General features: G+C 58.5%; 17 protein-coding genes. 11 read left to right on the top strand and 6 right to left on the bottom strand.

Translation table 11 applies throughout. From position 1 onward, the window contains the following. Window positions 1-31: 31 nt before the first annotated feature. Window positions 32-3,445: an AAA family ATPase gene (locus EUU25_RS01400; RefSeq protein WP_158897695.1), complete on the top strand. Its 3,414-nt coding sequence runs from the start codon at window positions 32-34 to the stop codon at window positions 3,443-3,445. Beyond that, the gene (locus EUU25_RS01395) at window positions 3,442-4,311 is read left to right on the top strand and encodes an alpha/beta fold hydrolase (protein ID WP_158897694.1); all 870 of its coding nucleotides are present in this window, start codon (window positions 3,442-3,444) and stop codon (window positions 4,309-4,311) included. The genes EUU25_RS01400 and EUU25_RS01395 overlap by 4 nt, the downstream gene beginning before the upstream one ends. Window positions 4,312-4,755: 444 nt before the next feature. Here EUU25_RS01395 and EUU25_RS01390 read toward each other — a convergent pair whose 3' ends face one another. Continuing rightward, the gene (locus EUU25_RS01390; protein ID WP_158897693.1) at window positions 4,756-6,324 is read right to left on the bottom strand and encodes a cisplatin damage response ATP-dependent DNA ligase; all 1,569 of its coding nucleotides are present in this window, start codon (window positions 6,322-6,324) and stop codon (window positions 4,756-4,758) included. After that, window positions 6,324-7,331 carry a ligase-associated DNA damage response exonuclease gene (locus tag EUU25_RS01385; RefSeq protein WP_158902980.1) on the bottom strand — a complete coding sequence of 336 codons (1,008 nt, stop codon included), beginning with the start codon at window positions 7,329-7,331 and terminating at the stop codon, window positions 6,324-6,326. Before EUU25_RS01385 ends, EUU25_RS01390 begins: the two co-directional genes overlap by 1 nt. A gap of 199 nt (window positions 7,332-7,530) precedes the next feature. On the opposite strand from EUU25_RS01385, the gene EUU25_RS01380 reads away from it, so the two are divergent. Together EUU25_RS01380 and EUU25_RS01375 are read left to right on the top strand one after the other, a co-directional pair. After that, on the top strand, window positions 7,531-8,772 hold the full coding sequence (locus EUU25_RS01380; protein ID WP_158897692.1) for a putative DNA modification/repair radical SAM protein: 1,242 nt from the start codon (window positions 7,531-7,533) through the stop codon (window positions 8,770-8,772). Continuing rightward, window positions 8,769-10,142: a UdgX family uracil-DNA binding protein gene (locus EUU25_RS01375; protein ID WP_158897691.1), complete on the top strand. Its 1,374-nt coding sequence runs from the start codon at window positions 8,769-8,771 to the stop codon at window positions 10,140-10,142. The genes EUU25_RS01380 and EUU25_RS01375 overlap by 4 nt, the downstream gene beginning before the upstream one ends. A 10-nt stretch (window positions 10,143-10,152) precedes the next feature. Here the strand turns inward: EUU25_RS01375 and EUU25_RS01370 are convergent, their stop codons facing one another. Beyond that, window positions 10,153-12,285, bottom strand: coding sequence for an alpha-galactosidase (locus EUU25_RS01370; protein ID WP_158897690.1), 2,133 nt, complete (start codon window positions 12,283-12,285; stop codon window positions 10,153-10,155). Between the two features lie 139 nt (window positions 12,286-12,424). Between EUU25_RS01370 and EUU25_RS01365 the strand changes: the two genes are divergently transcribed. From EUU25_RS01365 to dapE, 4 genes are all read left to right on the top strand, one after another. After that, complete coding sequence (locus tag EUU25_RS01365; protein WP_158897689.1) at window positions 12,425-13,951, top strand: sodium:solute symporter family transporter; 1,527 nt, start codon at window positions 12,425-12,427, stop codon at window positions 13,949-13,951. Then, on the top strand, window positions 13,948-15,423 hold the full coding sequence (locus EUU25_RS01360; protein WP_158897688.1) for a glycerol kinase: 1,476 nt from the start codon (window positions 13,948-13,950) through the stop codon (window positions 15,421-15,423). The genes EUU25_RS01365 and EUU25_RS01360 overlap by 4 nt, the downstream gene beginning before the upstream one ends. A gap of 123 nt (window positions 15,424-15,546) precedes the next feature. Beyond that, complete coding sequence (locus tag EUU25_RS01355) at window positions 15,547-16,896, top strand: PAS domain-containing protein (protein WP_158897687.1); 1,350 nt, start codon at window positions 15,547-15,549, stop codon at window positions 16,894-16,896. 39 nt (window positions 16,897-16,935) lie between these two features. Continuing rightward, window positions 16,936-18,072: a succinyl-diaminopimelate desuccinylase gene (gene dapE / locus EUU25_RS01350; protein WP_158897686.1), complete on the top strand. Its 1,137-nt coding sequence runs from the start codon at window positions 16,936-16,938 to the stop codon at window positions 18,070-18,072. Between the two features lie 20 nt (window positions 18,073-18,092). On the opposite strand, the gene EUU25_RS01345 is transcribed toward dapE, so the two are convergent. Genes EUU25_RS01345 through EUU25_RS01335 form a run of 3 tightly spaced genes read right to left on the bottom strand, consistent with a single transcriptional unit; the run spans window position 18,093 to window position 20,584 of the window. Continuing rightward, window positions 18,093-18,647: a Smr/MutS family protein gene (locus EUU25_RS01345; RefSeq protein ID WP_158897685.1), complete on the bottom strand. Its 555-nt coding sequence runs from the start codon at window positions 18,645-18,647 to the stop codon at window positions 18,093-18,095. Between the two features lie 8 nt (window positions 18,648-18,655). Further along, window positions 18,656-19,891 (bottom strand): murein transglycosylase A, encoded by a 1,236-nt coding sequence (mltA, locus tag EUU25_RS01340; RefSeq protein WP_158897684.1) that lies wholly within the window; start codon window positions 19,889-19,891, stop codon window positions 18,656-18,658. 12 nt (window positions 19,892-19,903) lie between these two features. Beyond that, entirely contained in the window at window positions 19,904-20,584 is a 681-nt protein-coding gene (locus EUU25_RS01335) for a Tim44/TimA family putative adaptor protein (protein WP_158897683.1), read from the bottom strand. A gap of 236 nt (window positions 20,585-20,820) precedes the next feature. On the opposite strand from EUU25_RS01335, the gene secB reads away from it, so the two are divergent. The 3 genes from secB to trpS are packed head-to-tail and all read left to right on the top strand — an operon-like array spanning window position 20,821 to window position 23,944. Continuing rightward, window positions 20,821-21,330, top strand: a complete 510-nt coding sequence (gene secB / locus EUU25_RS01330) for a protein-export chaperone SecB (RefSeq protein ID WP_158897682.1) — start codon at window positions 20,821-20,823, stop codon at window positions 21,328-21,330. A gap of 24 nt (window positions 21,331-21,354) precedes the next feature. Next, the gene (gene murJ, locus EUU25_RS01325; protein ID WP_158897681.1) at window positions 21,355-22,941 is read left to right on the top strand and encodes a murein biosynthesis integral membrane protein MurJ; all 1,587 of its coding nucleotides are present in this window, start codon (window positions 21,355-21,357) and stop codon (window positions 22,939-22,941) included. 4 nt (window positions 22,942-22,945) lie between these two features. Further along, complete coding sequence (gene trpS / locus EUU25_RS01320) at window positions 22,946-23,944, top strand: tryptophan--tRNA ligase (protein ID WP_158897680.1); 999 nt, start codon at window positions 22,946-22,948, stop codon at window positions 23,942-23,944. Window positions 23,945-23,977 lie beyond the last annotated feature (33 nt).

Raw genomic sequence — 23,977 nt, 5'->3', positions numbered from 1 at the left:
ACATGCACTATACTGCCTTGGGGATCACCCCTTGCGTATAAAGAAGCTGAAACTTGTCGGCTTCAAAAGCTTTGTCGAGCCTGCCGAACTGAAGATTGAAACGGGACTTACCGGCATTGTGGGTCCCAATGGATGCGGCAAGTCCAACCTGCTGGAGGCCATCCGCTGGGTCATGGGCGAAAGCAGCCCGAAATCCATGCGCGGCGCCGGAATGGAAGATGTCATCTTCGCCGGCACCGCATCCCGCCCGCCCCGCGACTTTGCCGAAGTAACCATCTCGGCAGAGCGCGGCTTTGACGACGCGGCGAATGACGAAGACCATGAGCTGGAGGTCACCCGCCGGATCGAGCGTGGCGCAGGCTCTGCCTATCGCTCCAACGGCCGCGATGTGCGGGCCAAAGATGTGGCGCTGATCTTCGCCGACGCGGCGACGGGCGCGCATTCCCCTGCCCTGGTCAGCCAGGGCCGGATCGGCGCGATCATCTCCGCCAAGCCGCAGGAACGGAGGCAAATGCTCGAGGAAGCCGCGGGCATTTCCGGTCTGCACGTACGCCGCAAGGATGCGGAACAAAAGCTGCGCGCGGCCGAGACCAACCTGTCGCGGCTGGCGACGATCCTCGCCGACATGGACGCGCGCGCCGGGCAATTGCGGCGGCAGGCCAAACAGGCGGAACGCTACCGCAAGCTGAGCCGCGAGATTTTGCAGGCCGAGGCGCAGTTGATCTACGTGCGCTGGCAAGAGGCGAAAGCCGCCGCCGACGCCGCCCGTGCCGAAGCCAATGCGGCGACGGCAGAGGTCGACAAGGCCAGCGCGCAGCAGCGCGACCTCAGCGCGGCGCAGCAAAAGGCGGTGGGCGAACTTGCTGAAGCACGCGCCGTCGCCATGGCTGCGCGCGATGCGGCGAGCGATCTGTCGAACAGGCTCGTCCAGCTGAAAAGCGACCGGGACCGCATCATCCAGCGGCAGGCGGACCTTACGGCACAAGCGGCACGCATGGCCGATGACGGCGCGCGCGAAGACCGGCTGACCCACGACGCCGCCGACGCCCTCGCCCAGTTGCAGAGCGAGAATGCGGACCTGACCCAGGCGATCAAGACGCAGGATGAGGAGCGCCCCGCGCTCGTCCGTCTCGCCGAAAATGCCGAGCGGCAGGTGCGCGAGAGCGAGGTTACGCTGGCCAAGGCGCTGGCCGAGCAGGCGCGGGCGGATGCCGAACTGCGCGTCGCCGACGCTGCGCTTGCCACCGCTGCGGCCCGGGTCGAGCGGGCCGAACGCGACGCCGCGCGGCTGGCCGAGGAACAGGATCGGCTAGGCAGCGAAGCCGAATTCGCGGCGGCCAAGCAAGAGGCAGCGGAGGCCGTCGTCCGGCTCCAGCAACAGGCCGAAGAAGGTCTCGCCGCCATTGAGGCCATTGAGGCCGAGCGGACCACATTGATCGGCGAGCGCGATGCTATCCAGAGCGCCTTTGCCAGCTCCAAGGCCGAACTGGCCGCGCTGCAATCCGAACAAAACGCGCTTTCGAGAGCATTGAGCAAGACCAGCGGCGACCGTGCCCTCGACCGCATCAAGGCCGCCCCCGGCTATGAACGCGCCCTCGCCGCGGCATTGGGCGAGGATGTCAACGCGATGATCGGTGGCGCAGCGGGCCGTCGCTGGCTGGGGCGCAGCGCCGAACTGCCGTCCATTGCGGGAACAAGGCTGATCGACCATGTCGAGGCCCCGCAGGAATTGCACGCCCGCCTGTCGATGATCCGCGTCGTCGACACAGATGACGGCGCTGCCCTGATGCCCGGCGAGCGGCTGGTTACCAAAGACGGCAAGCTGCGCCGCTGGGACGGATTTGCCGCTGACGATGACGGCGCAACCACCGCGGAACAACTGATACGCCAGAACCGGCTGAACGAATTGGAACAACAGATTCCTGTCGCCGAAGCCGCACTGCAGCAGCAATCCGAAACCGCCGAGCGGATCGCCGCGCAGATTGCCCAAGCTCAGGAAAGGCACCGCGCGACTACCGGACAACAGCAACAGACCGACACCGACCTTCGCCACGCCCTGCGCGCGGCCGATCAGGCCGAAGATGCCCTGAACCGGCTTCAGCAGGCGCGCAGCGCTTTGCAGGAACGCATCGCCACCGCACAGCAGGACATCGCGACCGCGCAGGCCGAACGGGATGAAGCCCAAAAGGCGCGCACCGCCCTTCCGGCGGGTGATCACCATAGCGAACTGGTCGACAAGCTGACGGCCGAGAATGAAGCGCTCCGCCAACTGCTCGTCCGCAGCCAGGCCGACCTGTCGGCGCATGACCAGCGGCTGGCGCAAACGCGTGAACGCCGCGCCGTTGCCATGGCAGAAATTCGTGGTTGGCAGGACCGCGCAGGCGAAGCCGAGCGCCGCATCGCCGAAATGAACAAGCGGTCGACCGAAATCGCGCAAGAGCTGGAAAGCCTCACCGGACGTCCCGAAATATTGGCGCGCGACATCGCCGCACTGGAGGGTGATCGCGAAAATATCGCCGACAAACTCGCGCAGTTGCAGGTGGCCGAAAGCAACAGCGAAGCTTCACTCAAGGCGCTTGAACGCGACCTTGCCGCCGCTGCCGAAGCTTTATCAGTCGCCCGCGAAGCCCGTGCCGGCGCCGAAGCGCGCGCCGAAAATCAGGACCAGCGCCGCATCGAGATGGGCCGCATCTCCGGCGAACGGTTCGAATGCCCGCCGCCGGTTTTGCCCGAAAAGCTCGAATTTGACGAAACCGAACTGGGCGATGCCGCCACGCAATCGACACGGCTGGAGCGGTTGCAAAGCGAGCGCGAACGCATCGGCCCTGTCAATCTGATTGCCGCCGACGAACTGGCCGAGCTGGAAGAACAGCAAGGCACCAGCCTGAAAGAAAGCGAAGAGCTGACACAGGCGATCCACCAGTTGCGCGGCTCGATCGGCAGCCTGAACCGCGAAGGCCGCGCCCGTCTGCTCAACGCATTCGAAGCGGTCGACGGCCATTTCCGGCGCCTGTTCTCGACCCTGTTCAACGGCGGGCAAGCGCATCTCGCATTGATCGACAGCGACGATCCGCTGGAGGCCGGCCTTGAAATCTTCGCGCAGCCGCCGGGCAAAAAGCTGCAATCCCTGACCCTGCTGTCGGGTGGTGAGCAGGCGTTGACGGCCGTGGCCCTGATATTCGGTCTCTTCCTGACCAACCCGGCCCCGATCTGCGTCCTCGACGAAGTCGATGCGCCGCTCGATGATGCCAATATCGAACGTTTTTGCGACCTGCTCGACGCCATGACGCGCGAAACCGACACCCGCTATCTGATCGTGACGCACAATGCCGTGACGATGAGCCGTATGCACCGCCTATTCGGGGTGACGATGGTCGAACAGGGTATCAGCCGACTTGTTTCGGTTGACCTTGGCGGGGCGGAGCAATTACTGGCCGCGGAATGACTTTACACGGCCCCATCACCAACAGCTTCATCTCACAGCGCCTGCGACTCAACTATGTCGATTGGGGCAATCCCGACGCGCCACCGCTTTTGCTGGTGCATGGCGGACGCGACCATGCGCGCAGCTGGGACTGGGTCGCCGAAGAATTGCGTAACGATTGGCACATCATCGTGCCCGATCTGCGTGGCCATGGCGACAGCAGTTGGTCACCTGACGGCAGTTATGAAATGTCGGCCTTTGTCTATGATATGGCCCAGTTGATACATCAGTTGGGGTTGGCCCCGGTATCGATCATTGCCCATTCGATGGGCGGCAATATCGCCACGCGCTATGCCGGTATCTTCCCCGAAAATGTCCGTAAGCTCGTCAATATCGAAGGATTGGGCCTGTCACCCAAGATGCAGGCCGAACGCGACGCCATCGGCATCCAGAAACGGTTCCGCCAATGGATCGAAGACAAGCGCAATGCCGCTGGTCGAACCCCCAAACGCTATCCCACCATCGAAGCCGCCTATGACAGGATGAAGGCGGAGAACAGCTATCTGACCGATGAGCAGGCCCGCCACCTGACCGTTCACGGCATCAGCCGGAACGAGGACGGCACCTGGAGCTGGAAGTTCGACAACTACCTCAACATCTGGGCCATATTCGATATGCCGCGCGAGGATTTGCTGAGCATCTGGCAATCCATCACCTGCCCCATGCTTTTGCTCTATGGCGAAAAAAGCTGGGCCTCAAACCCGGAAAAAGACGGCCGGATTGAACATTTTCCCACTGCCAAGGTCGTCGAATATGAAAATGCCGGCCATTGGCTGCATCATGACCAGTTTGATCGGTTCATGGCGGATGTGAAGGCGTTTCTTTGAGAGCGTTTTTCAGGTTGCCGGCAAATATGTGCTGGGACTCCTGAACAAACACGCCCCGTCACCCGATTCCCCAACCGTCACCCGATTCCGCAACCGTCACCCTGAACTTGTTTCAGGGTCTTATTTTTCAACGTCGCAGTACTAAGACCCTGGAACGTAGTCACCGAAGGTGAAACAAGTTCAGGGTGACGGGCGGTGTTAGTGGAGTAATAAGCTCGCGTTGGGGACAGTCCCCAACCCCACGTGTCTCGCCCTCTCCCCTTTAGGGGAGAGGTACGCAGTCTTATGGCTTTAGCCATTAGACGGAGTGGAGAGGGGGCGTTGGTGCATTGCCCTCACCGTCGGAGCCCCTCACCAACTGCGCCTAGGCCTGTCGCCCAAGGCTCCGTATCCTCTCCCCTAAAAGGGAGAGGCAAGTGTTGACGCTGTCCCCAACACCATAGCTCACCCAATCATCGCCTTCAACGTCGCAACCTTATCCGCCTCTTCCGCCGGTTTATCACGCCGCAATCGGGAAATCCGAGGAAAGCGCATCGCGATACCGGACTTATGCCGCTTCGATTCATGCACCGCGTCAAAGGCAACCTCCAGCACCAGGGATTTCTCAACCTCACGCACCGGGCCAAAACGGGCGATGGTATTTGTCCGCACGAAACGGTCCAGCCATTTCAGCTCCGTATCGCTGAATCCCGAATAAGCCTTGCCGACCGGTAACAAAGTCCCATCCTCGCCCCAACAGCCAAAGGTATAGTCGGAATAATAGGAGGAGCGCTTGCCGCTGCCGCGTTGGGCGTACATCATCACGCAATCGGCGACCAAAGGTTCGCGCTTCCATTTATACCAGAGGCCGACCTTGCGGCCCGCGAGATAGGGCGCATCCCGCCGTTTCAGCATCACGCCTTCAATCGCCGCCTCGCGCGCTGCACCGCGCAGTTCGGCAAGATGGTCGAAATCGCGCGCCTCGATCAGCGCGGACAGGTCAAAGCGCACTGGGTCCAGCCCTGCTACAAAGCGTTCCAGCCGGTCGCGCCGCTGGGTCCAGCCAAGGGCGCGCATATCCTCGGTGCCGTCGAACAATATGTCGTAGAGGCGGACAAAGACCGGATATTCGGCCTGCATGGCGGCAGTTACGGTCTTTCGTCCCAGCCGCTGTTGCAAAGCGTTGAAGCTTGCGGCCTCCCCGCCTTGGACATCGCCGCGGACCAGCAATTCGCCATCGACCACGCCAAGGCCGGTAAAGGCGGCCGCAATTTCGGGAAAGGCCGCCGTCACTTCGTCCCCACCCCGACTGAACAAACGGGTTTCCCCGCCGGTAGCGGCGATCTGGATGCGGATGCCGTCCCATTTCCATTCGGCGGCAAATTCGGAAAGGTCGACAATCCCGTCGTCCAGCGGATGCGCCAGCATGAAGGGCCGGAAAAATGCGCTGTCCGCGAGATTGGGCCGGTCTTCGCGCCCCTCGCCCCAGGCAAAGAGCTCGGCATAAGGCGGACGGAGGGCGTGCCAGACCTCCTCGACATCATCGACCGACAGGCCAAATCCTTGCGCAAAGGCCGTCTTGGCGAGACGCGCGGAGATGCCCACGCGCATCGCGCCAGTGGCGAGTTTCAACAGCGCATAACGTCCGTCAGCATCCAGCCTGTCCATCAAGTCCGCCAGCACGGAAGGCGCGCGCGCACGGCTGGTGGCATTGAGCAGGTCGATGACCTCGGCCACGCTGGGCGGTGCAGCGCGAGCGGGATTGTCGGGCCACATCAACGCTACGGTCTCGGCGGTATCGCCCACATAGTCGCGGCTCATCCGGAACAGGAGCGGGTCGAACCGTTCTTCGGCCATCGCGCGAATAGCCGAGGCTTTGACGGTCGCGATGCTCAAGGTACCGGCCAGTGCAGCCAAGGCCCAGCCGCGGTCAGGATCAGGGGTGACGCGCAGATAATCGGCAATCAGGCGGATTTTCGCATCGCGCGAACGGGTATAGACCAGCGCATCGACAAGGGCGGCAAAGGCCTGCATCAGCCTTCATCCTCATCTTCGCGCCCGACCAGATCGAGCGCGTGCGCCTTTAACTGGTGCAGTTCGCACCAACGGCCCAGCGCATCGGTCCGGCCATGGGTGATCCATGTTTCGGAAGGCCGCAGTTCGAGCAAGGTCTCCGTCAGTTCGTTCCAGTCGGCATGGTCGGAAATCACCAGCGGCAACTCGACATTACGTTGCCGCGCGCGCTGGCGCACACGCATCCAGCCCGACGCCATGGCGGTCACAGGTTCGGGCAGACGGCGCGCCCAGCGGTCGTTCAGCGCGGATGGCGGGGCCACCACGATTCCGCCCCGCAATTCGCCCTTGGCCAAACCCGTGGCGGGGATCAGCTCGCCCAAAGGCACGCCATGCGCCTCATACAGGTCGCACATTTTCTGCATCGCGCCATGAATATAGACGGGTGCGTCATATCCCGCCCGTCGAAGTTCGGCGATGACCCGTTGCGCCTTGCCCAAGGCATAGGCCCCCACGACAACGCAGCCATCCAGATGGGCGTCGCGGGCATCGAGCAGCTTTCGGATTTCGTCTTCGATCGGCGGATGGTTGAACACCGGCAGACCAAATGTTGCTTCGGTAATTAGCACATCGCAGGCGACAGGTTCAAAGGCCGCGCAAGTCGGGTCATGCCGTCGCTTATAGTCACCCGTGACAATGACGCGTTCGCCTGCATGTTCGAGCAGGATCTGCGCCGAACCCAGCACATGACCGGCGGGATGGAAGCTAATCTTTACGCCATTGGCCTCAAACCCATCGCCATAGGGCACGGGCGTTCCCATTTCAGTGCCGTAGCGCAGCGCCATGATGGCTAGCGTTTCCGGCGTAGCCCAGACCGTGCCATGGCCGCTGCGCGCATGGTCGGCATGGCCGTGCGTCACAAGAGCGCGCTCCACCGCCTGCGACGGGTCAATCCACATGTCGGCAGGGCGAACGAAGATGCCGTGCGGGTGCGGTTCTATCCAGTGCTGGGCGGCGGTGCGGGGGATCGGGCGTTCCTTTTTCTAATGATCATATGGTGGCGGGTGGGTGGAAATCAAACCGACAAAAGCCCGGAAGGTTCACCTTGGTTCCGGCAAATCCGCAACACCGCTTTTTCCCTTATGCATTCCTCCCCAAATGCGCGTTCTGCCGCACTTTCATACATGGGGTATAGACGGGGCGACATCGCGAACATATACAGAACAAATGACCCAATTACAAGTGACCGAGAAGCTCGCCATCTTGGCGGATGCCGCCAAATATGACGCGTCCTGCGCCTCTTCAGGAACCGTAAAACGGTCCAGCTCCAAATCGGGCGGGATCGGATCGACCGAAGGCATGGGCATCTGCCATGCCTATGCCCCCGACGGGCGGTGCATATCGCTGCTGAAGATTTTGCTGACCAACAGCTGCATCTTCGACTGCCATTATTGCATCAACCGCAAAAGCTCCAACGTCCGCCGCGCACGCTTCACACCCAAGGAAGTCGTCGACCTCACGCTCAACTTTTATAAGCGCAATTATATCGAAGGGCTGTTTCTTTCGTCGGGGATCATCAAAAGCTCCAACTATACGATGGAGCAGATTGTCGAAGTCGCGCGCAGCTTGCGGGAGGATCATGACTTTCGCGGCTATATCCATTTGAAGACCATTCCAGATGCCGACCCCGAATTTCTGGAGGCGGCGGGGCGGCATGCCGACCGTCTGTCGATCAATGTGGAATTGCCGACGCGCGAAGGGCTGAACCGCCTTGCCCCCGAAAAGTCCGAGGAGCGCATCGAAGGGGCAATGGGCGGGTTGAAGACGTCGATCCTAGATGGCCGCGATGCCAAGAAGAAATACCGCAGCGCGCCGAACTTTGCCCCAGCCGGTCAATCGACGCAGATGATCGTCGGGGCTGACGCCGCGACCGACAGCGATATCGTCCGCCGCGCCAACGGGTTGTACGACCGCTTCGGCCTGCGCCGCGTCTATTATTCGGCATTCAGCCCAATCCCCGACGCGAGCGCGGTCCTGCCCCTGCAACGCCCGCCGCTGATGCGCGAACACCGGCTGTACCAGTCGGACTGGCTGATGCGTTTTTATGGTTTTGCCCCGCAAGAGGTCGTCGATGCGGCGCAAGCCGATGGCATGTTGCCGCTTGATATCGATCCGAAGCTTGCCTGGGCGCTGAAGCATCGCGGGCAGTTCCCGGTCGACGTCAACCGCGCGCCGAAGGAGATGCTGTGGCGGGTGCCGGGGCTCGGGACGAAGGCAGTGAAGGCGATCCTGAAGGCGCGCCGCTGGCGGAGGCTGCGGCTGGAGGATGTGGGGCGGTTGACGGTGTCGATCGCGAAAATCCGGCCTTTCCTGATTGCGGATGGCTGGACGCCGGGGGCGCTTACCGATCTTGAACATTTGCGCGCCAGCGTTGCCCCCAAGACGGAGCAGTTGGAGCTGTTCGCATGATTACCGCACGGATTGCGGCGGAGGATGATTTTGACGGTTGGCGCAACCAGTGCCGCGGGCTGATGCGGCTCGGTGCGCGGCCGGCGGACGTGGTCTGGCAGGTAGGCGAGCAGCGCACCGACCTGTTTGCGAGCCCGGAGGCCTGTCTGGAAGCGGCGCCCATTGGCGTGCCCAAGGGCTTTGCCGAGCTGGCGCGGTCGGTCATCTGCCATTCGGACCCGGAGCGTTTTGGACTGCTCTACCAGTTGCTGATCGACCTGAAGGCGCGGCAGCGGCACATGGGGGACGAGGCCGACCCCCTGCTCCGCAAGCTGGAGATGATGGCGAAGAATGTCCGGCGCGATATCCACAAAATGCGTGCTTTTCTGCGGTTCCGCCGCGTCGAGGAGGCCGGGGGCGAGGAGCATTTCGTGGCCTGGTTCGAACCCGAACACCACATCGTCCGCACCAACGCCGCCTTCTTCGTCCGCCGCTTTGCCGGCATGAAATGGTCAATCCTGACCCCCAGCCTGACGATCCACTGGGACCGCCAAACACTGCTCGAAGCGTCAGCCAAGTTAAAAACCGACGCCCCGACCGAAGATAGCGTCGAAGAACAGTGGAAGACCTACTACGGCTCCATCTTCAACCCAGCCCGGCTCAAGGTAAACGCCATGCTGAAGGAGATGCCCAAGAAATATTGGCACAACATGCCGGAAACGGCGCTGGTGACCGAGCTAATCCAGTCGGCGCGCAACCGGGAGTTGGCAATGATCGAAAAGGATATCCTGCCCATGGTCGCCGATACACTCACCACACTACGCGCCGAAGCCGACCGCTGCCGCCGCTGCCCGCTCTATGGCCCTGCCACTCAATTGGTCTTTGGCGAAGGCCCGGCCGATGCCTGGCTGATGTTTGTCGGCGAACAGCCCGGTGATCAGGAAGATCGCGCCGGACGACCTTTTGTGGGCCCTGCAGGGCAGATATTAGATGCAGCGCTGGCACAGGCCGGCGTGGATCGGAACCAGAGCTATGTGACCAACGCGGTTAAACATTTCAAATTCCGGCCCGAAGGCAAAAGGCGCATCCACGAGCGGCCCAATGTCGGCGAAATCAACCATTGCCGCTGGTGGTTGAAACGCGAAATCGAGCTGGTGAAGCCAGAACTGATTGTGGCGCTTGGCGCCACGGCAGCGCGCAGTCTGACCGGGCGGTCTTTACCCATCACCGCCAGCCGCGGTCAGGTCTTCGAAAGCTTGGAAGGTGTGCCGGTTCTGGTTACCATCCACCCCAGCTATTTGCTGCGCCTACCCGACGCCGAGGCGGCAGAAAGGGAGCGGGCGCTATTTGTGGACGACCTGGAGAGCGCACAGAGGCATTTATACAGATGATGACTTGGGCCTACACTGCCTTCAAGTGGAACAGCAGGCATGTCTCCGGCTGGGCATGGGGCAATTGCATCCCCGCCTGTATCAATGCCGCCCCGTTAAACACAGCGCCCGAACCGGAAAGATCAAGTTTCTCGATCAGCGACGGCGCCTTCACCGCCTGCCATCCCGCAGGCCAGATGAGGGCGAGATGATAGCGGCGCGCCGGATCAAGACCTGCAAATTGCAGCCTTCCCGGCAAAACATGCTGGTCACCGGTCATATAGCTGAACGAAAAGAGGGCTTCCGATTTGTCCCGCGCCACAACTCCGCTGGCCAGATGGTGCACAGCGGTGTCGAGACGATAGATATCGCCATCATGCAACAGACTGCGGTGCTGCTTATGCAGCGTAATGGCAGCTTTCAGCTGCATCAGATCCGCCTCCCGCTCGGTCAGCAGGTTCAATTCCAATCCCATATGACCGGTCAACGCCGTCGCCGCACGCGTCGCCATCGAAATGCGGCGCCCCGTGACGTGACAATGGGCTGGCCCGACATGACAACCCATAATCTCGGGCGGCAAAAAGAAGCTCGCGCCGCGCTGGATATTTTGGCGGTCCAATGCGTCATTGCTGTCGGAAGTCCAAACCCGGTCGCTATGCGCCAACACGCCCATGTCAGCCCGCGCCCCACCCGACGAACAGCTTTCGATTTCAACTTGGGGATGTGCTGCGCGAACCCTGTCCAACAATGCATAAAGCGCGTGCACCTGCGCCACAGCCCGCACCGCGCCATCCACGCCACCGGGGTGACTGAGATCACGGTTCATGTCCCACTTGATGTAGCGGATGTCATGGTCCCGCAAGACGGCGTCCATCCGGTCGAACAGATAGTCGGCCACTTCGGGCCGGCTGATGTCGAGCACATATTGGGTGCGGAAGGGGACCTGATCGACGGCCTCAGCGCCGAGAACCCAGTCCGGATGCGCCCGATAGAGCACGCTGTCCGGATTGACCATTTCAGGTTCGAACCAGATGCCCATTTCCATGCCCAGACCGGTGACATGGTCGACAAGCGGCCCGAGGCCGTCTGGATAAACATCATCCGAAACGAACCAGTCCCCCAGTCCGGCAAGGTCATTGCGCCGTGCGCCGAACCAGCCGTCATCCAGCACAAAGCGTTCAACACCCAGCGCAGCCGCCTTGGTTGCAAGCTCTTTCAGCCTGTCGGTGTCATGGTCGAAATAGACGGCTTCCCAAGTATTATAATGGACCGGCCTTGGCTTGGCACGCATGTCGGTACGCAACAGCTTTGTGCGGACGTGCTGATGGAACTTCCGGCTAAGTGCGCTGAAACCTTGTGCGCTGTAGGCGGCGACGATTTCGGGGCTTGCGTAGTTTTCGCCGGGCGCCAAGCGGATTTCGCCTGGAAAAAGCAGCGCGCCCAAGCTCGCAATTACGCGCCCGTCGGTCAGCGTGTCGACACGCAGCCGATGATTGCCGCTCCATGCCAAGTGCATGCCATAGACTTCTCCGGCACTTTCGTTGGTATCCGCTGTGGCAAGCAAAAGAGCGGGATAGCTAAAATGCGAGGTCCGTCCGCTGCGATTTTCGCGTACATAGCTACCCGACGTCCGGGCAATCCGCTCAAGGCCAAATTCCTGCGTCCATCGTCCTGTAAAGCCGATGATATCGGTCATGTTTTGCGGCAGTTCAAGGCAAGCCGTGGCCATCTCGTTCAGGTCAAGCGGGGCGGCACCATAGTTGGTCAGGGTCGACGCTATGCGCAGCACACCACTTTCGGGGTCGAGTTCAACGCTGTATTCCAGCCCCAGTCGGGTCTGCTCGTCGCGGCAAATTATTTTAGCGGCATGTGGCAGGGTCTCAATTTTGGCCACACGAAAAAGACTACCCCAGTCCTTACCTTCGCGGTGCGCGGACAATCCCTGCACCATCGGGTGCCCAAGCCCCGCCTCCATCGCGAGGGACAAAGGCAGGGAAACATCGGCGACCCCATGCATCCCCTGCCGAAGGGCAAGTTGTTCAACCTCATCGCCCGACACATCGTCGCCAAGCTTAGCCCCCCAATAAAGCAGCGATGGCGTTGCTCCGCGTGCGCATGCGATCAGAATGGTGCAGTCGACCGCATCGAGGCGCAGATGGTGCAAAGAACTCTCCTGTGTATTTTGAACGTTTGTAGCAATTTCTGTTTTGTCGCATTGTCTTTTCAAAGACAGAGACTAGTTTCGCAAACAAATAATGCGGACAAGACCAGGTTTGCATACGAATTTAGGGCGGGGAGAGCGAATGTTTGAAACCACAAACAGTGTGGGGCAGATCGGCATATTTGTCACTCTTACCATTCTCATCGCTGTTCTCACCTATTGGAAAGTTCATGGCAAAGGTGCCAACCGCACGGATGAAGCAGGCTCAACCAAGGAAGTCTTTCTCGCTGGCGGCGGCCTTACATGGCTTTTCGTCGCGGGATCGATAACCTTGACCAATCTGTCGACCGAACAGCTGGTCGGCATGAATGGCAACCAGATGCTCCTTCTTGCGTGGTGGGAAATTTCCGGTTTTGTCGGATTGCTGATCCTCGCCTTCATCTTTGTGCCGATATATTACCGGAACAACTGCACGACGGTGACCGAACTGCTCGAACGCCGTTATAACGGAGGCAGTATTCGAACCGTAATTTCCGCCCTGTTTCTCCTTGGCAACATATTGATCTACCTTCCGGCTGCGCTTTATTCCGGCAGCCTTTTCCTTAAATCCATGTTTGGCGTCGATTGGTCGTTGCTGTGGTTTGCTGCGCCGATGGCGATTATCGCGGCAATTTACACGATTACCGGCGGGCTCCGGGCCGTTGCAGTGATGGATACCTATTCCGGCATTGGCGTTCTGGCGATTGCTTTCCTGGTGGTTATTCTAGCCTTGGCGGCCGTCGACTTTGACCTGTCCACCGTTCCTGCAGAGCGGACATCGATGATCGGCAGCATCGAATCCCCCATCCCTTTCCACACATTGTTTACAGGGATGATCTTCATCCAGATTTTCTACTGGTCCACCAACCAGAACATCACCCAAAAAGCGATGACCGCCCCCACCGTCCGCGAAGCGCAAAAAGGTGTGATGGCCGCAGCGATTGTCCGTATCCTCATCATTCCGGCCATCGTGGTTATACCGGGCGTTGTTGCCTACAAGCTGTTCGGCAGCTTGGGAGATGCAGCCTATGGCAAACTTGTTGCGCATGTCCTGCCCGGGTGGATGTCAGGCGCGTTCGCTGCCATGATGATGGCAGCGGTGATAGCCCATACCAGCGCGATATTGAACAGCTCCGTCGCGCTCTATTCCGTCGATTTTCATGACAAATTCATTAGTCCAGTGGCAAACCATTGGCGGCTGGCGGCGGTGGTTTCGGTGGTTCTGACAATCACCTCAATTCTGCTTGTTCCGGTTTTCGAAAACGCGAAAAGCATAATCAACCTGCTGCAGCAACTTAACGGCTTGTCATCGATGCCCATTTTATCGGCTTTCATCGCCGGACTACTGTTCCGGAATATGGATGCCCGCGCTGCAATCGCGGGTTTAATCTGGGGCGTTGCGCTTTATGCCTTCCACAATTTCATTCTTTATGTTCCAGACACGCTTTATGCTGGGGAGACATTCTACCAGCATATCGGCATTGGCTGGCTTCATTATATTGATGTCATGGCCATTGTTTTGGTTACATGTGTTTTGATGGCTCTGGCCGTCAACCGGTTCCTTTTCGGGAACAGGGCTGTTTTCATCTGGAGCAAGGAGGGACGCCGTCTTGCGGCGCTTGAAGCATGAGTAAAAGCATATTGGTCATTGATGAAGGGACTACTTCAACCCGCGCAGTGCTGTTCGCGGCCAGTGGCGAGGCTCTCGGCAGTTGCCAGCGTCCGCTGACACAGCATTATCCCGCCCCGGGGCTAGTCGAGCATGATGCGGAGGAAATCTGGAATCTCACGCTCGAATGTGCGCGCGAAATGGTAGCAAAGGCCGGTGGAGCTGACCAGATCGCAGGCATTGGTATTACAAACCAGCGTGAGACCATTGTGTTCTGGGATGCGCGCACCGGAAAGCCGCTGGCTCCCGCCATCGTCTGGCAAGACCGGCGCACGGCGGACCAATGCATGGCCCTGCGCGAGCGCGGCGAAGAACCGGTTGTGCAGGCGAAAACGGGGTTGTTGCTCGATCCCTATTTTTCAGGTTCGAAAATTGGTTGGGCGCTCGCCAATTGGCCGCAACTGGCCGAGGCCAGTGCACATTTGCGGGTCGGTACAATCGAGAGCTATCTTGTCTATCGCCTGACCGGAGGCGCGCATATCAGCGATGCAAGCAATGCATCACGGACCGCATTGATGGCGATTGGCAGCGGCGGTTGGGATGACGGCCTGACCGACTTATTTGGTGTTCCCCGTGACATATTACCCGAAATCACAGATTGCGCCGGACAACTTGGCACTACAACGCCGGAAATGTTCGGTTCTTCGATTCCCATTACAGGGATGGCGGGTGATCAGCAGGCCGCCACAATCGGTCAGGGATGTTTTACGATCGGCCAAACCAAGGCAACATTCGGCACTGGCGCTTTCGTCCTGACCCAAACAGGAACGACGCTGCGGCAATCGAAGCATCGACTGCTATCGACCGTATTGTACCAGATTGCGGGCGAACGGCATTACGCATTGGAAGGTTCCGTCTTTGTGGCAGGCAGTCTGGTACAATGGTTGCGCGATGATTTGGGATTGATCGGCAGTGCCGCGGAGACAGAACCTCTCGCACGAAGTGTAGCCGACAATGGCGGAGTTTATCTGGTTCCGGCGCTATCCGGGCTTGGTGCCCCGCATTGGCAGCCTAATGCACGCGGGACCATCGCAGGGCTCAGCTTTTCGGCCAAGAAAGCGCATATTGCCCGCGCCGCGTTGGAGGCTATGGCGCACCAAACGCACGATCTGAAAACCGCCTTTGCCGCTGATGGTGCGGATTGGGCCGAGCTGCGCATCGACGGCGGCATGGTTGCGAACGACTGGATGGCGCAGGATCTGGCAGACATATTGGCCATTGATGTGGAGCGTCCGGCGTTCATCGAAACAACGGCATTAGGCGCGGCGATGCTCGCTGCGGTAGGTGCGGGACTTTATCCTTCGCTGGAGGCCGCAACAGCTATGCGCGGGGGTGTAACGCGGTTCCAGCCGGCCATGCCCGACACCGATCGGCAAAAACGATTGAACGGTTGGGGAGATGCACTGTCGCGCGTCTTAGCTCCATCTTCGTAAAGACAGCTTTGGCACGTCGCCGGTCACAACAGGAGTTGCGGTAAAAGTTTACGCCATTTTAACCATCCTTGGGCATTCTGTACCCGACTGAAAAGTCGCGACGTACATCGACAGGACCCAAAGATGGATAATTTGCGCGGATTTGAGCCATATGGATCGGACTATCAGCCCGACGTTCCCGGTTATGCCGTATTCGACGATGAGGACGCCGCAATCGAGGCACCTCCTGTTGTTTCGACCGATGAGCGGCGCATGCAAGTGCGCGCCTATAATTTCTGGACCGCCCAGCTAAACGACAAAAACTATCCCTCAATCGAAGAGCTTGATCCGTCTTCGGTGGAAGATTTCCGTGATTATAGCGTCCTTCTCGACTTTACCTCGGGCATTGAAAACCCTTCTATCGAATATCTCGGCGAGAAACTGCGTTCCGAATGCGGGTTGAGCGATGATGTTTCCTACCTCGACCAAGTCCCCAGCAGATCCTTGCTTTCGCGCATTACCGACCATTATCTGCAGATCATAGCGAACCGCGCGCCGATCGGCTTTGAAGCGGAATTCATCAACGATCGCGGCGTCAACATCATGTATCGCGGCATTTTGCTGCCCTATTCTTCGGACGACGACACGATCGATTTCATTTACGGCGTCATCAATTGGAAAGAGGCGGTAGCGGTGGAAATCGCCGCACCGTTGCAGTTAGAGGTCGAACAAGCACTGGCCGCCGCACCGCCGCGGCAGGAGCATGTTCCGGTATGGGCCGATGGCCCAACCGCCGGGCATCTCGACGACGAAAAGGAAGTCGAAGACTTTGATCACATTATAGAGGAACTCGAACTGGGCGAATCCTATGCCCTGGCCGAATCGCAACCTGACGAAAATTCATCACTGGCTGATTGGCTGGATGCCGCCCGTCAAAGCGCAGACAGCGCCCGCGACGCGGATATGCGGACACGCGATGCCCTGTATCAGGCTATTGGCCGTGCACATGACTTTGCTCTGGTGGCTGCAAAATATCCGGCGGATTATGCCGAGTTGTTGAGTGACGCCGGACTTGTTGCGCAAGAGCGCGCCCGTTTCACACCTATTGTGAAGCTAGTGTTTGGCGTCGGCTATGACAAAACCCGCCTCACAGAATTTGCCACAGCCCTGCAGTTCGCTGACCGCAATGCCGTGCCAATGGGCGGCCTTGCCGATATCCTCTCCAAGCATGATGGTGGCTTGAAAGGTATAATTGCCGCCGAGCGCCGCGCGAAAAAGGTTGCGGCAGGACAGCATGTTGCCGCACCTGCCGTTGATCCACGATCTCGCCTCCGTTCTGCTCGCGTACGTGATCTGAGCGAATTTGCAGGTTCGGGTGAAGAATTTGTGCTGCTCGTGGCTCGCCGCGATGCAGATGGCAATGTTGCGATCGTGGGCGCGGTTGATGCGGACGCCGCGTTGACGGAAAAGGCACTGCGTAAAACCGCTGTCTGACTTGTTTCACACCGCATAAGCACGTAACGCTGCAGTCCGATGACTGACAGCCTTGCACTCGCCTACGCCCGAAAACTGATCGCCTGCGAAAGCATCACCCCAGCCACAGGCGCGGTATTTGATGCATTGGAGGAGATGCTCACCCCCCTCGGCTTTGCGGTTGACCGTTTCCTGTCCGGTGAAGATGACCAAAATCCGGCGCACGGCGCCCCGGTCGAAAATTTGTTCGCAATACGCAAGTCATCCGGCCGCCATTTTGCGTTTGCAGGACATCTGGACGTTGTTCCACCCGGCGATGGATGGGGAAGCGATCCCTTTGTTCCGGAAATACGGGGTGATCTCCTCCATGGACGTGGTGCTGTCGATATGAAGGGTAGCATCGCTGCATTTGTCGCAGCGCTGCATAGCATTCCAGAAGACGCCGGCACTATCAGCCTGATCATTACGGGCGATGAAGAAGGCCCTGCCATATACGGCACCCGTGCGCTGATTGACCATATGCACGCACGTCAATCAGTTCCGGATTTCTGCCTCGTTGGCGAACCCACCAGCGTCCATCGTCTGGGTGATATGATGAAAATCGGACGACGCGGTTCGGTAAACATGTGGATTTCGGTGGCGGGAACGCAGGGGCACGTCGCCTACCCGCACCTTGCCGACAACCCTATTCCAAGGCTGATCAAGATATTGGCGGAAATTGAAGCCATCCACCTCGATGACGGAACCGATTGGTTCCAGCCTAGCAATATTGAGATTACCGACATGCAGGTGGGCAACAAGGCCACCAACGTCATCCCCGCAAAAGCGGAAGCGCGCCTGTCCATCCGCTTTAACGACCTACAGCAGGGCGATGCTCTGGTTGAACGTCTCCGCACGCTCATCGAAGCCGGTGGCGGAACATTGACGGCGATGATTTCAGGCGAAGCGTTTCTCACACCGCCTGGCGAACTGTCCGCCGCGATTTCGGAAGCAGTTGAGGCGGTTACGGGGATCCAACCCGAAGCATCGACGACAGGCGGGACATCGGATGCGCGGTTTCTGACGCGAGTTTGTCCGGTTGTGGAGTTCGGTTTGTGCAACGCCACTATGCACAAGTTGGACGAAGCCGTTGCCCTTGCCGACTTGGAAGCGCTAACAGAGATCTATCGTCGGGTTGCCCTGAAAATTCTGGGTTGATTGTTGTAGGGACTAACCCGTCAACCCTTGAAGATGATATACAAGGCACCCGCACCCCCGTGCCGCGGATGGGCGTTGCGAACGGCCGATATATGGCGCGCATGACGGGATGCGCCCAGCCAGTCCCGCACGACCGCTGCGATGGCACCCCTGCCCTCTCCACTGGCCCTGTCATGGGTGCGTGGTTTTCCTGTCACGAGCAGAACAACTTTCATTTTTTGCGCAATAGCTTGCTCAAGCGCACCATCCAGACGGGCATAGGCGCGAGATAGATTCGCATCGTGCAAGTCTATGCTGATGTCAGGAACGATCGCCCCGCGATGAATACGCCGGTCCCAATGGCCATCTAGATTATGATGCGGGGGCGGCAGCTTCCGTTCGCTCCGTCTATCGGGCGTTGCCACCTTTGCGATAACTGCAGCGGGCGGTGAAAGCTTCTGTGATTTTGCCACAGGCTTTGCCGGAGGCGTCGCAGCCTTGGCTTCTACGTTTGGCTTTACGATATGCAGCGGTTTGACCGTTTCGATCACCCGTCCCCAAAGCGCCTTTTCAACATTGTCCAGCCGCCGGGCCATAGCACGGATTACAAACCGAGCCGGGCGACCGCGGCCTTGGGTAGAAACAAAAGCGCCGAGCCGCGCGCAGCCATACCGCCAGCGATCCCACGCGCCCGGTCGCCTGCGCCCCAAAAGGTATCCACACGGTTTGCACCCTTAATCGCGCCACCCGTATCTTGCGCTATCCAGATACCGTTGGGTTCTGCGCGATCCATGGAAAGCCATAGCGGCGCACCGAGCGGTATGAACTTCACATCAACCGCAGCGCTGGCTTCACCGACTACAGGATAGCCCATCGCTCCCAAAGGCCCGGCACCGGTCAGTTCCCGGAAAAACACGAAACTTTTGTTTTCCTGCATGATCTTACGGCCTTCGTCGGGGTTCGAGCGCAAATAAGTGACGATGCCTTGCATTGAACCATCGGTGATCAACCCACGATCCTTCATCAAACGACCAATGCCTGTATATCCACGGCCATTCTGCGTTTCATAACCTATCCGCATCACACCGCCATCTGGCAGCCTCAAGCGCCCCGATCCCTGAATTTGCAGAAAGAAGAAGTCGACCACGTCATTTGCATAGGCGATTTCAAGGCCGCGCCCGACAAGTGAACCATTTTCGATAGCGGCGCGATCATCATATTGAACGAGTTTGGATCCGGTGACCTTGCCGCGGATGTTCTTGCCTTTTAGATCGTCGCTAAAAAGTCCCAGATCGACATCAATCAAGTCTGCTGGTCTTTTGTAAATGGGAACTTCGCAGCCGGGTTGGCGTGTGCGGCACCCAAGAATTTCAGGCTCATAATAGCCAGTCGCGAAAGCCTTGCCATCCCCGACCTGCACTGCATCCATATAGGCGGCAAAGAAAGAGATTGCATCGCCGGTCCATGTTTTGACGGCGTCACAAGCCGGAGCCCAGTCCGCGCCTTGGGTCAAGCCACTATTGTCCGAACGCCTCACAAGTCCCGGGCAACTGGCCCGGAAACTGTCCATGGCCAATTTGGACTTGCGCGCATCCACCTTGAGCGATCCAATTTCGGGGCCCCTAACGACACCCAAAGTAGCCGCAGTCGTACCATCGCCAGGTTGCGCCGCCGCAGGTAACGCGGGCTCAGCGGTTGACGGAATCGGCTTTGCAGGCCTGTCTGCCGACGTAGGTTGTGGAGTGGAGGGCGATGCGACACCGCCATTAGGAATGATACCACCGGAGCATGCCGACAGCATCAATGCCGAAATCGAGAGAATACAGAGCGCGCGTTTCATCGCGCCGGTGAATCAGACCGAGTCGGTTTCGTCAAGCTTCCAGTTGCGGTCGCCCGATTTCACATCACGCATGAATGTCCAAATATCATGTGTTTCAACGGCATCGGTCATCGAACCGCCGATGATATTTCCGTCGGCGTCCTTCACGAGTGCTGCGATATCGGCGTCAAAGCGGACGGTCACGCGGGCCATCGGGTGATCAAACGTCGCATCCAATATGCGCGCTTCGTCAATCCGTACCAAACGGTTCTCTAATGTTTCACCACGTTCGGTGCGCCCGTCAATGGCTTCGGCGAAGCTTTGGTACACATCGTCATCACACAGGAAACGAAGTGCGTCCTTGTCGCCTTTCCAATATGCTTCCAGCACCATCTTATAAGCTGATTTTGAACCTTCCAGGAAGAACCCTGCATCAAAGGTACGGTCGGCATTTGCAATGGCACGAAGTCCGCTTTGCGCAGCCAAGTCGGCTACACTGACATCGCTCTTGGGAAGCGCGGCTCCCGAATCGCCAGATGGCAGTGGTTGGCGCACCATGGTGGGTGTGCTCTCGATCGGTTGGCGTGCGACGGGTTCTTGTTCATGTCCGGTGCGTTTACCAAGCACCGAATAGAGACGAAGTCCCAAGAAAGCTGCAACAAGAGCAAGCAATACGATAGTGAAAGTCACAACGCCTCCATGCGCGAAAAACATGGACGAATGATTAGCGCTGAACCCATAAAATCCGGTTTCAGCTCCGCCCTGTCATGCATATAAGCATTATACGGGATAGTTTCAAAGGGCTTTACCCAAAGAAACTTCCGTTCTGCCGCAACAAAACACAGCGATTGCCCTTTTTCCATGCCCCTGCTAGGCGCTGCACCCAATCGCGGATGCGGTAGCGCATCCAAAATCAGGCTCAGGCCCCAAACAGGAAAGCACGACAGAACATGGCCGAAGAAGAAGGCACCATCGTTTCGGAAAACATCAAAGCGAATGGCGAGGACACCGCACCCGCCGTCGGTATGCTCAATCAGTATATCAAAGATTTATCCGTCGAAAATCCACAGGCGCCGCATAGTTTTCAATGGGATGCTCAGCCGCAGATTGATGTTCAGGTCAATATCCAGGTCAATGCGATCAATGACGAAATCCATGAAGTCGGCCTGAAGCTTGCTGTAAAAGCCGAAAGCGATCAGGGCGTCCATTTCTCTGTCGAGCTCGAATATGGCACATTGTTCGGACTGCGGAATGTGTCGGACGAACAGGCCCACCCGTTCCTTTTTGGTGAAGCCCCACGCTTGATGTTCCCCTTTGCACGCCGCGTGGTAGCGGATGCGGTTCGCGATGCAGGATATCCTCCACTCGTTCTTGAGCCCATCGATTTCAACGCTCTCTACGTTCAGCAGATCGCGCAAGCTGCGCAGATGGCGGAAACCCAACCGGCTGGCGAAGCCTGAATCCGGACCTAGGGGAGCGGTGATTTGAGCCTGCTCAAGCACACGTCGACGATCGCTGGATTCACCCTGCTTAGCCGGATTTTCGGCTTTGTTCGTGACATTATGCTAGCTCGTGTGCTTGGCGCGGGACTGGCTGGTGACGCCTATCAACTGGCGTTCACCCTGCCGAACACATTCCGGCGTCTCTTTGCCGAAGGCGCGTTTTCAGTCGCTTTCGTGCCAATGTACTCCCGCAAATTGGCGGGCGAAGGCGGCGAAGAGGACGCGGCGCGCTTTGCCGACGATGTATTGTCTGTCTTTATCTGGGTTTTACTGGGCTTCTCCGCTCTGGCAATGATTGCCATGCCGATAATCGTCCTCGGACTGGCGGGGGAATATCAGTCGGTACCGGGGAAGTTCGAATTGTCGGTGTTCCTGAGCCGCGTCACTTTCCCCTATCTGTTCTTTATCAGCCTTGTCGCCATGCTGTCCGGGTTGCTGAACGCCCGGTCACGCTTTGCACCGGGCGCCATTGCCCCTGTGCTCTTCAATCTGGTTTTGATCAGTGGAATAATCGCGGGCTATTCCTGGCGCGGGGATAGCGGCGATGACCGGTATGTCGTCTATGCCCTCAGCGCCGCGGTGTCGCTATCCGGGTTTGTCCAGTTCCTCTATTTATGGTGGGCAGTCCGACGCGCCGGACTTAAGCTGAGTATCAAAAAGCCGAAACTGACACCCGAGGTCAAACAACTAGGTATGGTCATACTGCCGGCGACATTTGGCGCGGGCATTTACCAGATCAGTCAATTCGTCGACACATTCTTCGCGACCTCCTTGCCGCAGGGCTCGCTGACGCTTCTGAAAATGGCCGATCGATTAAACCAAATGCCGTTGGGCATCGTCGGGATCGCCTTGGGCACGGCTATTCTTCCGATGTTGTCGCGCCACATTCAAAGCGATGACAAGGCTAAGGCACAGAATTTGCAGTCTGATGCCTTTGAAATGGCAACGCTGCTGACATTGCCCGCAGCGGCAGCTTTGGCGATTTGCGCCCCCGCATTCGTAAATGCGTTTTTTGTCGGCGGAAAATTCAAGCCTGAAGACGGCGTAATAATGTCCTACATTACAATGGCGTTGGTTGCCGGGTTACCCGCCTATGTCATTGTCAAAATCCTCAACCCTGGCTTCTTTGCCCGATCCGACACAAAGACGCCGGTTTACACCGCACTCATTTCTCTGATTTTCAATATCATCCTGAATGTGTGGGTGGTCCGTTCCTATGGAATTGTGGGATTGGCGGGTGCTACAGCCTGTTCGGCAACACTCAACTGTCTGCTGCTCTATGCCGTCCTCCACAAGCGGGGCTGGTTCCATTTCACGGCGCAATTGGGCAACCGAATTTTCCGCCAGCTTATTGCGACGGCCGCTATGTCGGCCGCGCTTTGGTGGATGATGGGCATATTGCTTCCCAATTTTTCGAGCGATATTTTAACCCGCGTCAGCTCCCTCATCCTTTTGGTGGGCGGCGGAATGGCGATATATTTCGCCGTGGGCTATCTTGTCGGCGCGCTTGACAAAGACCGGGTCAATCGCCTGCTACGGCGTAGCGGTCCCGCAACAGGAGAGGCTTAAGAATATGCGCGTCGTTTCCGGCATCCAGCCAACGGGAAATCTTCATCTCGGTAATTATCTGGGTGCCATCCGCAATTGGGTAAAGATGCAGGACGAAATGGAATCGCTCTATTTCCTCGCAGATCTGCACGCCCTTTCGATGCCGCATAATCCCGCTGAGTTGACCGCAAACACCCGGGAAATGGCCGCTGCGTTGATTGCCTGCGGCCTCGACATCAACAAAGCGATCTTGTTCAATCAAGCCCAAGTACCTGCCCATGCCGAATTGCAGTGGCTGCTGAACGGAACGGCCCGCATGGGCTGGCTGAATCGCATGACACAGTTCAAAGATAAATCCGGCAAGAACCGCGAAGGCGCGAGCATTGCCCTCTTCACCTATCCGGTGCTGCAGGCAGCGGACGTCTTGCTGTATCAGGCAACCCATGTGCCCGTGGGTGAAGACCAGAAACAGCATCTGGAACTTGCCCGCGACATCGCGCAGAAATTCAACAATGACTATGGCAATGGCACCGAAATTTTTACGTTGCCTGACCCCATCATCCCCAAAGCGACAGCGCGCATCATGTCGCTGCGTGACGGCTCGGCAAAAATGTCGAAGTCCGACCCAAGCGACATGAGCAGAATCAACTTATCCGACGATGCAGACACAATCCTGTCTAAGATCAAAAAGGCCAAGACAGATCCAGAGCCCCTGCCGTCCGATGCCGCCGGGCTGGAAGGACGTCCGGAAGCGCAAAATCTGATCGGCATTTATGCCGCATTTGCAGAAGAGAGCGTCGATGCGACGCTTGGCCGGTTTGGCGGTCAAGGTTTTGGGGCATTCAAGCCCGCATTGGCCGAACTCGTCATCGAAAATTTCAGGCCCATCTCGGAACGTTTTACGGCACTGAAAGACGACCACGAGCAGATTGACGCCGCCCTCGCCAAGGGAGCGGCGAAAGCTCGCGAACTGGCCGCTCCGACGCTAATAGCCAGTTATGCGGCCCTCGGACTCTTGCGTTAAGCGCGGAACATAGCTTTCCACTGTGGGTTACAG

Origin of the sequence: Sphingorhabdus lacus (assembly GCF_009768975.1) — a bacterium.
GTDB classification, from domain to species: domain Bacteria; phylum Pseudomonadota; class Alphaproteobacteria; order Sphingomonadales; family Sphingomonadaceae; genus Sphingorhabdus_B; species Sphingorhabdus_B lacus.
The sequence above is the reverse complement of the archived record's forward strand: the minus strand, read 5'-3'. Positions and strand labels throughout refer to the sequence as shown.

Excerpts from the sequence above, each read along its gene's own strand:
- EUU25_RS01395 (WP_158897694.1), top strand. The coding sequence starts at position 3,442 with ATGACTTTACACGGCCCCATCACCAACAGCTTCATCTCACAGCGCCTG.
- EUU25_RS01390 (WP_158897693.1), bottom strand. The coding sequence starts at position 6,324 with ATGCAGGCCTTTGCCGCCCTTGTCGATGCGCTGGTCTATACCCGTTCG.
- EUU25_RS01380 (WP_158897692.1), top strand. The coding sequence starts at position 7,531 with ATGACCCAATTACAAGTGACCGAGAAGCTCGCCATCTTGGCGGATGCC.
- EUU25_RS01375 (WP_158897691.1), top strand. The coding sequence starts at position 8,769 with ATGATTACCGCACGGATTGCGGCGGAGGATGATTTTGACGGTTGGCGC.
- EUU25_RS01365 (WP_158897689.1), top strand. The coding sequence starts at position 12,425 with ATGTTTGAAACCACAAACAGTGTGGGGCAGATCGGCATATTTGTCACT.
- EUU25_RS01360 (WP_158897688.1), top strand. The coding sequence starts at position 13,948 with ATGAGTAAAAGCATATTGGTCATTGATGAAGGGACTACTTCAACCCGC.
- EUU25_RS01355 (WP_158897687.1), top strand. The coding sequence starts at position 15,547 with ATGGATAATTTGCGCGGATTTGAGCCATATGGATCGGACTATCAGCCC.
- dapE (WP_158897686.1), top strand. The coding sequence starts at position 16,936 with ATGACTGACAGCCTTGCACTCGCCTACGCCCGAAAACTGATCGCCTGC.
- EUU25_RS01345 (WP_158897685.1), bottom strand. The coding sequence starts at position 18,647 with ATGGCCCGGCGGCTGGACAATGTTGAAAAGGCGCTTTGGGGACGGGTG.
- mltA (WP_158897684.1), bottom strand. The coding sequence starts at position 19,891 with ATGAAACGCGCGCTCTGTATTCTCTCGATTTCGGCATTGATGCTGTCG.
- EUU25_RS01335 (WP_158897683.1), bottom strand. The coding sequence starts at position 20,584 with ATGTTTTTCGCGCATGGAGGCGTTGTGACTTTCACTATCGTATTGCTT.
- secB (WP_158897682.1), top strand. The coding sequence starts at position 20,821 with ATGGCCGAAGAAGAAGGCACCATCGTTTCGGAAAACATCAAAGCGAAT.
- trpS (WP_158897680.1), top strand. The coding sequence starts at position 22,946 with ATGCGCGTCGTTTCCGGCATCCAGCCAACGGGAAATCTTCATCTCGGT.